Genomic DNA, 15,028 nt, shown 5'->3' on the forward strand with positions numbered 1-15,028 from the left:
GTGATCGGCTCCTCTGCAATTAGCTTGTTTTCTTCGTTAATGTCTATAAAAAAACCACCCCAAAGCTATGCTCTGGAGTGGCCAGGAAGCCGTTACATTAGCTTCACCTTATTAAGCTATTATTTCTGCGCTGCCAGGAAAGCGTCAATCTGGCTCTGCAGCTCTGTCTGCACCTTGTCAATACCAGCGGATTTCAGCTGTTTGATCAGATCTGCCTGACCTTTATCCAGATCATCAATCAAGCCGTATTCCAGCGGAATGGCATAACGCAGCATCACGTTACCGATGTTGGCTACTTCGTTCTTCACCGGTGTGGAGTCGAAGACGAAGGTTTCAAGCGGGAAGTGATAGATGCTGGACTGCCAGCTGTTGAACATGTTGTCTGCTTCTACCGGATACGCCGAATCTTGACGGTTCAGCGGGGAGTTCCAGCCCCAGTTCGAGAAGCCCGTGTAGTTGGCAGCTGCGGGTCCTGCACTGTATTTCTTGTCGCCATCAGGAATATAGTTGGTTCCGGCAATGCCGTACATCGTCAAGTCATGAATTTCCTTGTCATTCTGCAGCAGGTCGATCAGCATCAGAGAGCGTTCCACGTTTTTGGAAGTAGCATGGATCGCCATACCGTTCTGAGTCGAAATTGCTGCAATTTTCTTCTTGCCCGGTGTAAGGTCGGCAATCGCCAGCTCCACATCCGGTTTGTCACGGCGCATTTCAGATACGTTCGCTGCTACAGTACCCAGGTTCTGAGCGTAGGAGGAAACTTTCTCAGCTTTGATATCCTGCCATACGTCATTTTTGTTGCTGACTACGTTTTTGGACCATACGCCGTTGTCTGCAAGATCCTTGTAGTAGGTAAGCAGTTCTCTGAATTCAGGTGTGTCATAGATGTTGAAAATTTTGCCGGTTGCATCATCCAGCTTGTAAGCCAGCGGCAGCAGGTTAGCATCTACAAGGTTCCAGTCATTGTTCTGCTCCAGCGTAGCCTGGTCAAGCTCATGCCATTTCCAGCCGTCGGCAGGTTTGGCACCGTATGCAGTAATTCCAGTTTCTTCTTTGGCAACCGTTTTCAAGTAAGTGGCATAGGATTCAAGGCTGTTGATTTCAGGAAGATTGTATTTCTTGCGCAGATCCTCACGGTACAGAACCACTTTATCGGTAACCTCAACGTTGTTGTTCGGAACCATGAAGAGCTTGCCGTCCACTTTGGCTTGCTCCCAGTTCACTTTAGGCATCGCTTCCCAAGTCTGCGGCATGTAAGTCGACAGCAGATCATCCGTCAGCTCCAGGAAACCGCCTTTGAGCGCCTGATCGTTATAGAGTGCCCAGTTGGCAGTATACACAAGGTCAAAATCTTCATTAGCCGCAAATTTCAACGGGTACTTCTGTGTCCAATCCGACCAGTCGAGGAATTCTGTCTCCACGGTGGCATTGATTTTTTCTTTCAATTTCGTGTTCAGCTCTCCGAACACCTTGTCATAGTCCCCCGGCTGGCCGCCGATCAGCAGCATCTTCAGCTTCACTTCTTTGGAAGTGTCCGGAGCGCCGGGATTCGCAGCTGCCCCTTCTGTAGCCGTTGCCGGAGCCTTCGTAGCCTCTGCACCTGTATTGGCGTTGTTATTGCCGCCGCATGCACTGAGAATGGTACCCAGTGCCATCATTGTTGCAAGCGTAACTGTAAGTTTCTTTGTCTTATTTTTCATCATGACCGATGTTCCCCCTAATTCAAAATAGTATTGGGTTTATATTGATAACCAGGTTGCCCTGTGTTCATCCTTTGACTGCACCAATCGTAAGTCCGGTTACAAAATATTTCTGGATGAACGGATAAGCAAGCAGGATCGGTCCTGTAGCCACAATGGTCATGGCCATCTTCAGACTCTCCGTAGGCAGATCCGTATTCACAACTGCGCCGGAGGCCATCATCGCCTTGCGCATGCCATCCATATTGCCGAGCATTTTGTAGAGATAATACTGCAGCGGCATCAGCTCTGATTTGGAGATGAACAAGAGTGCGTTGTACCAGTCATTCCAGTAAGCCAGAGCAATGAACAGGCCGATGGTAGCCAGGGCAGGCTTGGACAAAGGCACAATCAGCTGCATGAAAATCCGGAAATCTCCTGCGCCGTCAATCTTGGCGGATTCTGTAATGGCATCCGGGATGCTGCTCATGAACGATTTCATGACGATAATGTAGAACACGTTCATCAGCAAAGGAAGGATCAGCACCAGCAAGGTATCTTTAAGATGCAGATAGTTGACAATCATCAGGTACCAAGGGACCAGACCGCCGCTGAACAGTGTAGTGAAGAAGAAGAAGAAGGAGAAGCGGCCGCGCCATTTGAAATCTCTCCGGGACAGCACATAGGCCGTCATCGAAGTCAGGAACAAGCCGAACAATGTACCAATGGCGGTTACGGATATGGTTATGCCGTAAGCTCTGAGCATTTCCTCCGGATACTTGAACAGCAGGCTGTAGGCCTCTGTCGAGAACGCGGACGGGAAGATCTGGAACCCTTTTTCGATAATCGTGCTCTCCTCACTCAAAGAGGAGGACACGACCAGAATGAAGGGGAAGATACAGAATATAGCGAGCACAGTAAGCGTCACGTAGCCGATAATGGCCAGTATCATCTTGTCTTTATTGCCGCGCTTCCGGATAACCTCCGGAGTTTTCATGTTTGCAGTAGTTGAACTCATTTCGGTTGACCTCCTTTTCCTAGAATAGAGCACGATCCTTATCGTATTTACGTACGGCATAGTTAGCCAGCATGATGGTTACGAAACCAAGCAGGGACTGATAGAAGCCGGCCGCAGCGGACATTCCGATCTCATTGGAAGTGGTCAGTGAGCGGAACACGAAGGTGTCGATGACGTCGGTTGACGAGAACAGCAGGCCGTTGTTGCCGACCATATTGTAGAACATCCCGAAATCCCCGCGGAAGACGTTACCGATCGCCAGCAGCACCAGAATGATCACAGTAGGCATCAGGTTCGGAACCGTAATCTTCATAATCCGCTGGAAAATATTCGCCCCGTCAATCTCAGCCGCTTCATACATCTCGGTATCAATGCTGGTGATCGCCGCCAGATACATGATTGTACCATAGCCCAGCGTCTTCCACGCGGATACGACCACCAGGATTACCGGCCAGTAGGAAGCGGTATTATAGATGTCCACCGGCTGCATGCCGAGTCCTTTGAGCAATACGTTAATGGTACCAACATCGAAGTTGAACAGGTTGTAGGCAATGGCACCAACCACAACCCAGGAAATGAAGTAAGGCAGGAACAATACCGTTTGGGTAATTTTCCGGAACCATTTGCCGGCAACCTCGAACAGCAGGATAGCTGCAAAGATCTGAACCACGTTATTCACAACGATAAAAGCAATATTGTACAGCGCCGTGTTTCGTGTTACGCGCCAGGCGTCACCGGAATTGAAGAAGAATTTGAAGTTATCCCATCCGTTCCATGGGCTGCCGAAGACCCCGCCGGTGTAGTCGTATTGCTTAAACGCCAGTATAATGCCTGACATGGGTATATAAGCAAAGAGCAGGAAGAACAATACCGCCGGTACAAGCATGAGGAGCAAGGATCTGTACTTCTTCACATCATCCCAGAATCCATGTTGTTTCTGTTTCATCTTGAATCCCCTTTCCATCAATCCCTTTTCTCTATAGCTTTATTATAAAGAAGCGCTTTCCTGGTGTGGATTAGGCCTAGCAACTAAAAGTAATACTTTTTCAACGATCGGTTAATATATACCATTCCCCAAAAACAAAAAAACGTTGCCCCCGGTTGTGAAAACCGGACTGGCAACGTTTGGCAGGCTATATTTTCTGTTTCTTGCGGTACTCTCCCGGCGTCATGCCTGTGATCTGCTTAAACTGCCGGTTGAAATAGATAATGTTCTTGTAGCCCATACGCTCGGCAATCTCATAGATTTTGAGTGTCGGATCGCCCAGCAGCTCGAAGACCCGGCCCGTCTTGCGCTCATTCACGAATTCACTGAAAGGAAGCCCGTACTCTTCCTTGAACAGATAACCCAGATAGTTCGGTGTGAAGTCGAAATGGGCGGCTACCTCCTTCAGGGTAATCTTCTTCTCCAGATTCTCCTCCACATAGTTCATAATCTCATCGATCAGCTTACGCTTCTGCCGCTGCCGCTTCACATACAGCAGCTCCGACAGCTCGAAGAATCTGCGCCGCATCCAGGACAGGATATCGTGAATCGTCTCGAACTGGAACAGAATATCCGGCTGATGCGACTCCCACTGCAGCAGCTCATACAGATTCTCGTTCTGCTGCTGCAGATCCGCATGCAGCTTGGAGGTGATGCGGATAATCAGCTCATAGACATCCTTCTTGCCTGCACTCGTGAACAGCTCCAGCAGCTGGTCGTCGATGGCCACCAGATCATATTGAATGATTGCCTCCAGCAGCTTCACCACAGTCTGTTCCATCCGGGCTCCCGGCGTCCCGCGCGGCGAAGATTCCATGTTATCACGGATCAGCCGGTTCTTCCCGAGCAGCCACTTCGCGCTGAGGGCGGCCTGTGCCTGCTGGTAGGATTCGTGGAGTCCCGCTTCGTCCTGGGCATAACGTCCGACACCAACGGTTAGCGTACAGGGTGAAGACTCTGCCATCTTGCGGATTAGCTCGTCCAGCAGGTTCATGAAGCTGTCCTGCGGGAGGCTGCAGAGAATGACAAACCGGTGATGATGAACAGGAATCAGCGTGCCAAGCTTCCCGTCCTCCACGAAGGATTTGATCAACCCGGCCATTTGCCGCGTCTTCACGCGTGCATCCTCCTCGGACAGATCACGCATTTTCCATTCCAGATCATCGATCTCGACAAATGCAGCCGCCGCCCCTTTCACCAAAAGCGGGGTAAGGGCACTGCGCAGATGCGGCTCAGCGGGTTCAGGCGAAGGTTCTTCGAACCAGCGCAGGATAAGCTCCTTGTTCACAAGGGACAAGGCTTCGCTGAAGGAACGGTTCTGCTCCCTCTCCTGCTCCATAGCTGCGCACAAGGAGTCCAGCATTTCGTACAAATCCTTATCTTCAACAGGCTTCAGCAAGTAGCCGGAGGCATTGATCTCAATAGCTTCCTTCGCATAGCTGAAATCCTCATGGCCGCTGATGAAGACGATTTTGACCTTGGGATGGATGACCTTAGCCCTGCGTGCAAATTCCGTTCCGGTCATAATGGGCATCCGTATGTCTGACAGGATAATATCGACCCGTTCCTGCTCCATGATCTTAAGCGCATTAAAGCCGCTGTTCGCCGTTCCTACTACTGCAATATCGAGCGGGCTTGCCAGCACCCTGCGCCGTAGCCACTCCAGATCGACAGCTTCATCGTCTACCAGCAATACATTGATACTCATCGCAATCATTTCCTCCTGTGTTTGTACAAGGGTGCTCTGGCACGTAACCGGTCAGCGAAATTCCTCACAGGTCCTCGTGATCCTGAACCCCGGCAGGGAGAAGCAACTGGACAGTTGTCCCTCCTCCGTAGAAGCTGGCAATCGTCACACCGTAGGCGTCACCGTATCTGAGCTTGATCCGCTCATTGACGTTCTTCACCCCGTAACCGCCGGACTGTCCCTTGCCCTGCATCATTTTCTTAACGACCTCCGGACGCATGCCGATTCCATTGTCGATAATCTTCAGCTCAATACTATTACCGACCCTCCGGCCTGTCAGACGGATGGCAATGGACTCGCCAAACCAGGCATGCTTGAATATATTCTCTACAAAAGGCTGCAGCAGCAGCTTAATGACCTGCATCTGCATAATCTCCTCGTCCACATCAACATACAGAGTGAAGGCATCCGCATATTTGACCCGCTGGATTTCCAGATAAGTCGCCACCTGCTCCAGCTCCTTCTCCAGTTCAATGTACACATTGCCCTGGTTCAGCGTCAGCCGGTAGAAACGTGACAGGCCCTGGACCATCTCCGTGACCTTGCCGATTTCGCCCAGATTGGCCAGACTGCTTATCGTCGAGAGTGTATTATAGAGAAAATGCGGATTAATCTGCGCCTGCAACGCCTCCAGCTCCGCCTGCTTCTTCTGAATCCCCTGCACATATACACTGTTGATCAGCCCCTGAATATTGGCGGCCATATCATTGAAGGAGTCTGCGATCTGCACAAATTCATCATTGCCGGAGAATCGGATCCGCTTCTGGAAGTTCCCTTCCTGGAAGGAACGGACCAACCCTACGATCCTGCTCATCTTGCGCCCGGAAATACGCGCCACCACGTACCCGATCAGGGTCATGACCAGGAAGCTGAGCGAGCAGGCTGCAATAATGACTTTGCGCAGACGGCCGGCATCCTGGGTCAGATACTTTTGCGGGACGAGCGCCTCAATAACGAAATTACTGCCCGGGATCTGCTCATGCAGACTGAGGAAGTTCTGCCGGCCATCGTCATAATTGGCGGTTCCGCGCTGGAACAGAATCGAACCTGTCGTCTGTTCGACCAGCCGCAGGGTAATCCCCTCTTCCACAGGGAAGGTATCGAAGCCGCCGAACAGATCCTCCAGGGAGACCGTAATGCGTATATAGCCGATCACCGTTTTGTAATCACTAAAGTTGACCAGCCTGCGGACATGGGAGAGATTCCCCAGCTTCTGGTCGGTATCAATCTGCAGCCACAAATTATCGCGCTTCGAATCCTTCAGCGACAGGTACCATTCACTGTCAGTGATATCCTCAAACGGCAGAATATAATAGTCGCTGTCATAGATCGGCTCATCCAGATTATCGCCCGATACAATATTAAGATCACTGTTCGGGGTATAGAGCATGAAGCGGATCTTGTTCCCGAACAGCTGCAGCGGTGCGGTGATCTGGGGAACAATCTCATCGATCATAGTCAAATAGATCTCAAACGGTGTCCCCTTCTGCTCAAGCGCACGCTGAAACGGCTGGCTGCCGAACAGGTTGTCCGACATCCGCTGAATTTCATCCATCTGATAGCGGATATTGTTCCTTGCCTGCTCCATTCCCGTCTTGATGTTGGACTCGGCCATTTCTGTTCTCGAATCAGTCAGCATGGAATAAGAAATGTAGCCGATGAACACATCGGTCAGCAGGACCAGCAGCAGGTAGGGAATCATCATTTTATAAGTGAAGGGCATGTATTTCTTCAGTTTAGGCATCATTCGCGGGACATCCTCTGCATGGAATTCGTTATTTATATATAAAATGCACCTAAGAAATTACGTAAGGCTCAGTCGTCACTGCGGTGAATATTTGGACTTCCGGCCGCTGTTGTCTCCAGATTTCTCAAATTATACCGCTGTTCGCGGTGGAAATCCGGTGACAAAGGCGGTCGCTACCGCTCCTACAGTTCCAAAATTCCCCTTCGTTCCTTCTCGCTTTGTTATCTTCATTGGTTCATCTTATATATTATCGTTCCACCCGCCGGAAATAAATAGCCGCTCCACAAGTTCACTCCGCGCCTTATGATTATTCCGCAGTCACCTGCAGCACCACTTCCGCAGAGGCCAGTCCCATGGACACCGCCCGCACCTGAATGGAGCCGGCTTCCGCTGAAGCCTGAATCAAGGCCAGGCACCAGCCGTTAAAAGCACGCCGCAGCGGAGACTTGTCCGGCTCATGGCTGCTTGGATTGCCGTTGCCGACGCCGAGCAGCCCTCCGGCTCCCGACACTTCAAACCGGATCTCGTTGTCGGCCGCAGGAACGACATACCCCTGCTTGTCCAGGACAGCCACGCGGACCGGGATCGTATCACAGCCATCCGCCCGGCCCTCCAGCCGGTCAGGGAACAACGCGATCTGGTACGGCTGGCCTGCTGTGACTACAGCCTTCTCGGCAATGGCAAGGCCGCCTCGTTTGCCGATAGCTTTTAACTCACCCGGCTCATAGATGACCTCCCACGATAAATACCCGGTTCTGTCTGCCTGCTGTTCGCCCAGACTTCTGCCGTTCAGACTCAGCTCCACCGTCTCGGTGTTGGAGAATACGCGCACCTCAACCGGCTTCCCCTCCGAGCCCGGCCAATTCCAGTGCGGCAGCACATGAATCATCGGCTCTTCCTTCCACACCGCCTGCATATAGTAATAGCTGTCTTTGGGGAACCCGCAGGTGTCCATCAGCCCGAAATGCGAATTGATGCACGGCCACAGATAAGGGGTCGGCTCACCCCGGTAATCGAATCCGGTCCACATGAAGACGCCGGTCAGAAAACGGTGATTCACCAGATCGCTCCACGCCTGCTGCGGAGTGCAGCCCCAGGAAGGAATGTTCGTGCCGTATTCGGAACAGTAGCCCTTGACCGGATCATCTTCGTAGATTCCCCGGGTTGCCGTATAACTGGCACATTCACTGCCGATCATCAGCCGCTCCGGATATAGCCCGTGGTCACGGATGTCGATATTATGGGTGTCCCGGTGTCCGTAATTATAGCCTGTAATCTCTACCACATCGTTATAGCCATTCTCGTTCCAGCCATGGTTCATCGCCGCAGAGGTTGGGCGGGTCGGATCGATCCGGCGGGTCCAATCCGCGAGTGTCTTCAGTATCCGGGCACCTGTCACGGTACCTTCAAGTACCTCCTCATTCTCCAGGTTCCAGATGATTACTGAGGGATGATTCCTGTCCCTGAGGAGCATCCGCTCCAGCTGGCTCAGTCCATCCGGGCTGCTGTCGAGCTTGCGGTTCTCATCCATCACCAGCATGCCGATCCGGTCGCAGATATCCAGCAGCTCGGGGGTTGGAGGATGGTGGGCACTGCGGTAGGCGTTGGAGCCCATCTCCTGCAGCAGTCTAAGCTTGTATTCGATCAGGCTGTCCGGCAGCGCTACGCCGACCCCGGCGAAATCCTGATGGTTGCATGTTCCTTTGATGAGCAGCGGTTCTCCGTTCAGGAAGAAACCTTCCTCCGCATCGAAGCGGATGCTGCGGATGCCGAACACGGTCTCATACCGGTCGAGCTCTTTCCCTTCATATATAACAGCCGATTCCGCCTTATATAAATACGGCGATTCCGTGCCCCAGAGCATGGGCTGCTTCACCTCAAAGCTCTGCTCAATCTCCGTCTCAGCATGCCAGTCCGCAAAGGCATCCGCCGAGTGCGCGCAGATCTGCATTCCAGCAGCATCATAAATTACCGTGCGCAGGGATACCGGCAGGCCCTCCGTATAATCATTGCGGAGGCGTGTGCGGATGTTGACTACGGCCTGCTCTTGGGCCACTTCCGGTGTCGTTATATAGGTTCCGTACTCGGCTACATGCAGGCGGTCCGTATTCTCCAGCCAGACATGACGGTAAATGCCGCAGCCCTCATACCACCAGCCTTCACATTCGGTAGCATCTACTTTGACCAGAATGACATTACTGCCTTCCCCGCCATAGCGGAGAACATCCGACAGATCGTAACTGAACCCTATATATCCGCCATGATGCGAGCCGATCAGATGCCCGTTAACCCATACTGTGCTGGTGCCCGATACTCCGTCAAAGCGTACCGTCCATTTTCTGCCTGCAGCGTCTGCCGGAAGCTCGAAGGTTTTGCGGTAGAAGCCTGTACCGCCCGGCAGATAACCATGGCTGCCATCCCTTGCACCAAGCATCTCATCCGGAACATACTGCTGCTCCACACACCAGTCATGCGGCAGGCTGAGTGCGGTCCATTCCAGCTGCTGCTCACCCATTCCTTTATCATTAAAAGCGATATCCAGCCACTCCCCCTCCCGGAGAGCACCCGTATCTGTAATACCGCCTGTCATTCCACCCTTGACTGCATAAGGAATCTGGAGCTCCCCTTTATAAAAAACCCAGCTCTCATCAAACTTGACTTTGCTTCTAACGGTTCCCGTTCTCACTTCTGCAAAAACCTCCTTGATGAACTAATATTCATATTGTAGAGTAGATTAGCTTTACGCCGTTAGTACAATGCTAATAATGAATAGCACAAAATGAATATGACTTGGCTCCAATGCAAATAGCCCGGAGAAGAAGAGTCTGCTTCTCCGGGCTATTCAGTACATCTTCAGCACTCCCTGTTGCTTCAGAGCTTCTCGCTGACCGCTCCGCCCGCTGTGATCTTCGCATTGAAGGAGAGCTCATTCAGCAGTTTGTAGGTCTCTTTGTTATAGGCTTCACCCATGAAATTGGGCTGCCCGCCAATGATTTTGACCGGAGTAATACTGCTCGTCACCCCGGAATTGCTGATCGTGAAGTTGACCAGCATCGAATGCAGCGTCTTGTCCCCGCCCCGTGTAGAGCGGTTGAACACGAAATTGCCCAGCGAATAGTAGATCGGCTTATGCTTGTAATATTCGATCCCCATCAGACAATGGCTGTGCGCTCCGAGGATAATATCGGCCCCGCTGTCGATCATCTGTTTCGCCAGAGTCCGGGCATACTGTTCAGGGTAGTCCTTGAACTCCTGATTCCAGTGAATATAGACAATGGTATAATCGTTGTCCTTGGCTGATTGCTTAATCGCACTCAGCAGAGGCTCCGCTGTATAGGCGGAAGCCGCACCCGGACTGTTCTTGCCTGCATACCAGGAAGGGTCAGACAATACCCGGCTTACGCCCAGCATGGCGATCCGCTTGCCTTTGACCGTCTTGGTGTAAGGTTTAAAAGCCTCTTGTATATTCGCGCCTGCCCCTGTGTGTCCGATCTTATTTCTGTCCAGATGGATCAGCGTGTCGAGCATGGCGGTTTGTCCATAATCCAGAATATGATTATTCGCCAGCGATACTCCGTCAATTCCGGCGTAGCTCAGTCCGGCCAATGCAGCCGGCTTGGAGCGGAAGGCAAACATTTTCTCTGCGGCGTCTCCCCGTACCGAGACCGGTGTCTCCAGATTGGCAAAAGCCAGGTCGGCCTTCTTCAGCACTGGCGCCACTTTGACGAACGGGAAATTGACCCCGTATTTGGCAATCTGCTCGCCGACAAAACCGTCCAGCAGAATATCTCCGGCAAAAGCAAGCTGAATCTTGTCCTGCGGAGCAGCCCCTTCGGCACTGAGACCCGCAGCTGGTACTAATAGGAGCAGAATCATAATTATAATGGCGTATCTGCGCAAGTTGTCTGGCTCCTTTTCCACAAATTCAATTGGGTTATGAGATATAGAATACTACATACGCTTGATCCGCGCTTGCGGTCCGGTAGAACTCCTTCATAGCCGTGAAATACGTATACATATAGTCAAAAAACTCTTCCGGTTCATCATCATCCACCAGCGGATAAACCCCTTCGTCCAGCATCTGCCGGAATTGATATCGTTCCCGCAAATACGCCTCTTCTATTCCCTCCAGGGCAGCAGCGGTTTCTTTCACCTGTTCCGGCTCCAGCACAAATACCTCGGCATCGGAATAGTGGCCGGCATAATGCTGGCCATTCATTGGCACAACCGCCCCAAGGGCTGAACCTTCCTCCGTGCCCCCGCCGCTTAGTGTATAATGCAGCGCCTGCCAGGCCTTATCGATATCCAGCTTCGGTTCGATTCCGTGCAGACTGATCTCTTCATCCCGGATGGCCTGAAGCAGTTCCGCAGTTACAGTGATGTAGTTACCAATCATCCCCATGAAGTTGTCTCCTTCTCTCTTCCGTCTTGAGCCTATTCTACTATACCGGAAGGAAACAACCAAATGATGGGGATTATACCTCTACCGTTCTATGCTGGGACTAACCCTGCGCCTTCTTGAGCACCGCCCGGAAGCAGTTCAGGCCGCCCCACTGATCGGTATGCACCGCATCTGCCGGAAGATTGAAATCTGTCTCGCCCCAATACTGAAATCCGGCTTGGAGCAGAATCTCATTCATCCGCGGCAGGTTCACGGTCGGATAATCAAAGGTCAGCACGAGCAGACCTTCTCCATTAAGAGTCCTGTGAAATTCCCGCACCGCAAGCACCGAATCCTGCACGGACAGATGCTCCAGTACCGAGATGCAAAAAATCGTATCGAAGCTCTCATCCTCATACGGCAGTGCGGTCAGATCCGCCTGGGTCAGATGCAGCCGGTTCGTTCTTCTGGCCTGCACCTGCTGGGCTGCCAATTCTCCGATATCATCGGCAATATCCTGCATAATCGCTTCCCGTGACAGAATCCGGGCATCAATATCACAGGCGAAGACCTCTGCGCTATAGCCGGCAAGGTAGAATTTAAGCGGGTGGGATATTCCGCAGGCGGCATCCAGCACCACATCATGCGGTGAAATAAAGTTGGTGCACCATTCGTATTCATAGGGACGGCTCCACCAGGATTCCGGCAAATCATAAATCAGCTTCTCACGGCGTGCATCGGTATTCACAAAAAAACGGGAGACATATGGATGTGTCGGCATGACCAGGACTCCTTTTATGAGGGGATTTCGGTAGTGAGAGTATATTCACGAATCCGTATTTCATGCTATACCCGGAATAACGGACCCGCCGCTCCTGCACAAAAAAACAGGTACCCTCCCTTTAAGGACGGCACCTGTTTCTACTATTAAATCATAGCTGATACTATTCTTCCCTCATTAAACGTAATACGTGATCAGCTTCGCATCCACTCCATGCCTAGCAATCAGTCCGTCCAGCATCTTGGACCAATCCTGATCCACCGTGCAACATTCAGGATGAGCTTCGAACCAGGCGACCGAGCGCTTCACCCCTCCGGCGAAGGGGACCGTTGCTTCGAAATCAGGAACAAGGCGTTTGATCTTGCTGTTGTCGAACACGCTGCTCACTGCCTGATCCCCAATCAGCCCGTCCGCCGTCCCCGGCGGTGTGTTCGCGGCGATGAAGTCGGTAGAGATATGCACAACCTTCGGTTCTCTGCCTGCGGCCTCGCCGATAGCAGCATAGATCTGATTCCAGTTCAGCACTTCGTCAGAGGTAATATGAATCGCTTCCCCGATCGCCTCCGGGTGACCCAGCAGCCCGACGAACCCTTTGGCAAAATCGGAATTATGCGTCAGCGTCCATAGGGAGGTGCCGTCCCCGTGAATAACAAGCGGCTGGCCTTTGCGGATGCGTTCCACCAGCGACCATGGATTACTCCAGCTGGTCAGTGCCGCCGGAATGGCCGTATCTCCATACGTATGGGATGGACGGACAATCGTAACCGGGAAGCCGCTGTTCTGATACGCCTCCAGCAGCAGCTGTTCAGAGGCAATCTTATCCCTGGAGTACTGCCAGTACGGATTCACCAGCGGCGTTTCCTCAGTAATGAGATAATTACGCTGCGGCTTCTGATAAGCGGAGGCGGAGCTGATATAGATGTACTGCTTTGTTTTTCCGGTAAATAAGGCAATATCCGTCTGTACATGCTCCGGTGTGAAGGCAATCCAGTCCACCACCACATCGAATTCGTAATCCTTCAGCGCCTCGGCAGACTTCTCCTTATCGCGGATATCCCCCTGGATCACCTGCGCACCTTGCGGCACGAAGCTGCTCCGCTCTCCACGGTTGAACAGATAAAGTTCTATTCCCCGTTCCACTGCCAGCCGGGATACGGCCTGGCTGATGAGTCCTGTACCTCCGATAAATAGAACCTTCATCCTACATCCTTCCTCTCTTAGCCGGTAATTTAGCCGATAATTTCTTCAATCCGTGTTAATACATCCCCGGTGAGCTCAATACCCGAAGCCTTCACATTCTCTTCCACCTGCTCCGGACGGCTGGCGCCAACCAGGGCACTGGCTACATTAGGCTGACGCAGAATCCAGGCCAGCGCCAGATTACCTACAGAAATATCCAGCTCAGCGGCAATCGTGCCCAGCTCCTGAACCTTGGCGATTCTTTCCTCCGTGATTCCTTTACGCATCCAGTCGAGCTTAGCGGCCCGGCTATCCTCTGGAATATCGGAGACCGAGCTGTATTTGCCGGTCAGCAGCCCCTGGGCCAGCGGCGAGAATACGACTTGTCCGATCCCTTTGCGCAGGCCAAGCGGAATAATCTCTTTCTCGATATAACGTTCGAACATATTGTAGATCGGCTGGTTGACCACGATATGATCCAGCAGATACCGGTCGGCAACCGCAAGGGCCTCGGCCATCTGCGCCGCCGTCCATTCACTTACGCCTACATAGAGCACCTTGCCCTGCCGGACCAGATCATCCAGCGCCCGCAGCGTCTCTTCAATGGGCGTTTCCGGATCATACCGGTGGCAATACAGCAGATCCACATATTCAGCACCCAGCCGTTTCAGGCTGGCATGACATTGCTCGGTAATATGCTTACGGGACAGGCCGCGGTCATTGGGACCGTCACCCATTACGCCGTATACTTTGGTCGCCAGCACATAGGATTCGCGCGGATAGCTGCTCAAGGTAGCACCCAGCACTTTTTCCGCTGCTCCTTTTTCATACACATTAGCCGTATCAAAAAAATTAACGCCTTGGGAGTAAGCGGTTTCAATGGCTCTAACGGCATTGTCCTGTTCTACATATCCTCCGTAGGTCAACCAGCTTCCCAGGCTGATCTCACTGACTTTAAGTCCGGTTCCACCTAATCTGCGGTATTTCATGAATCCCTTGCTCCTCTCTGAATCCGGCCCTGTTAACCGGTTGCTCCATACACATGTTCATTCTAGAACAGATTGTATATAATAGAAAGAAGTGAAAAATAGTTTATTATATGTCATCCAGTATAGTTGCTATACTCTGGTATAGTGCCATGGAACAGGAGGAAATCCCTTGAAAGCAGCCAATTCTGCCAGTAATTATATTCCTAAGAACCCCATATCTATTGAATGCAACATAGAAAAAACGCTGGAGGTACTAGCCGGAAAATGGGCTTTCCTGGTACTGAGAGAGCTGCAGGGCGGCACGAAACGCTTCGGTGAGCTGCAGCGAAATATCGAAGGCATCAGCCCGCGCGCGCTGACCAGCACCCTGAGACATCTTGAAGATCATGGTGTACTGGAACGCTGCGTCTACCCGACCGTTCCGGTTACTGTGGAATATACACTGACCCCCAAAGGTGCAGATCTGCATCAGATTCTCCACGAAATGAAGCTATGGTCCGCCAAATGGACCTGAGTCCGGCC

Annotated in this window: 12 protein-coding genes; 1 reads left to right on the plus strand and 11 read right to left on the minus strand. The window is 52.0% G+C overall.

Annotated elements, in window-relative coordinates; all coding sequences use genetic code 11:
• Positions 1-119 precede the first annotated feature (119 nt).
• The 11 genes from MHI42_RS09985 to MHI42_RS10035 all read right to left on the minus strand — a co-directional run bounded on the left by MHI42_RS09985 (position 120) and on the right by MHI42_RS10035 (position 14,506).
• Entirely contained in the window at positions 120-1,703 is a 1,584-nt protein-coding gene (locus MHI42_RS09985; RefSeq protein ID WP_305954182.1) for an ABC transporter substrate-binding protein, read from the minus strand.
• Positions 1,704-1,767: 64 nt separating this feature from the next.
• Entirely contained in the window at positions 1,768-2,697 is a 930-nt protein-coding gene (locus MHI42_RS09990; RefSeq protein ID WP_171715625.1) for a carbohydrate ABC transporter permease, read from the minus strand.
• A 19-nt stretch (positions 2,698-2,716) separates the two neighbouring features.
• Entirely contained in the window at positions 2,717-3,643 is a 927-nt protein-coding gene (locus MHI42_RS09995) for an ABC transporter permease subunit (protein WP_171715626.1), read from the minus strand.
• A gap of 187 nt (positions 3,644-3,830) precedes the next feature.
• A complete protein-coding gene (locus MHI42_RS10000; protein ID WP_042135340.1) occupies positions 3,831-5,390 on the minus strand; it encodes a response regulator in 1,560 nt (519 codons plus the stop codon).
• A 64-nt stretch (positions 5,391-5,454) separates the two neighbouring features.
• A complete protein-coding gene (locus MHI42_RS10005) occupies positions 5,455-7,176 on the minus strand; it encodes a sensor histidine kinase (protein WP_342423669.1) in 1,722 nt (573 codons plus the stop codon).
• A gap of 307 nt (positions 7,177-7,483) precedes the next feature.
• Positions 7,484-9,862 carry a beta-galactosidase GalA gene (galA, locus tag MHI42_RS10010; RefSeq protein WP_342423670.1) on the minus strand — a complete coding sequence of 793 codons (2,379 nt, stop codon included), beginning with the start codon at positions 9,860-9,862 and terminating at the stop codon, positions 7,484-7,486.
• 185 nt (positions 9,863-10,047) lie between these two features.
• Complete coding sequence (locus tag MHI42_RS10015; RefSeq protein ID WP_342423671.1) at positions 10,048-11,076, minus strand: CapA family protein; 1,029 nt, start codon at positions 11,074-11,076, stop codon at positions 10,048-10,050.
• Positions 11,077-11,110: 34 nt separating this feature from the next.
• Positions 11,111-11,578 (minus strand): YfbM family protein, encoded by a 468-nt coding sequence (locus MHI42_RS10020; protein WP_342423672.1) that lies wholly within the window; start codon positions 11,576-11,578, stop codon positions 11,111-11,113.
• A 100-nt stretch (positions 11,579-11,678) separates the two neighbouring features.
• Positions 11,679-12,338, minus strand: a complete 660-nt coding sequence (locus MHI42_RS10025; protein ID WP_039307858.1) for a class I SAM-dependent methyltransferase — start codon at positions 12,336-12,338, stop codon at positions 11,679-11,681.
• Positions 12,339-12,515: 177 nt separating this feature from the next.
• Positions 12,516-13,538 (minus strand): SDR family oxidoreductase, encoded by a 1,023-nt coding sequence (locus MHI42_RS10030; protein WP_042135331.1) that lies wholly within the window; start codon positions 13,536-13,538, stop codon positions 12,516-12,518.
• A gap of 29 nt (positions 13,539-13,567) precedes the next feature.
• Positions 13,568-14,506, minus strand: a complete 939-nt coding sequence (locus MHI42_RS10035; protein WP_342423673.1) for an aldo/keto reductase family protein — start codon at positions 14,504-14,506, stop codon at positions 13,568-13,570.
• Between the two features lie 169 nt (positions 14,507-14,675).
• On the opposite strand from MHI42_RS10035, the gene MHI42_RS10040 reads away from it, so the two are divergent.
• Positions 14,676-15,020, plus strand: a complete 345-nt coding sequence (locus MHI42_RS10040) for a helix-turn-helix domain-containing protein (RefSeq protein WP_342423674.1) — start codon at positions 14,676-14,678, stop codon at positions 15,018-15,020.
• The last annotated feature ends 8 nt before the right edge of the window (positions 15,021-15,028 follow it).

This window comes from Paenibacillus sp. FSL E2-0178, assembly GCF_038593005.1.
Lineage (GTDB): Bacteria > Bacillota > Bacilli > Paenibacillales > Paenibacillaceae > Paenibacillus_AQ > Paenibacillus_AQ phytohabitans.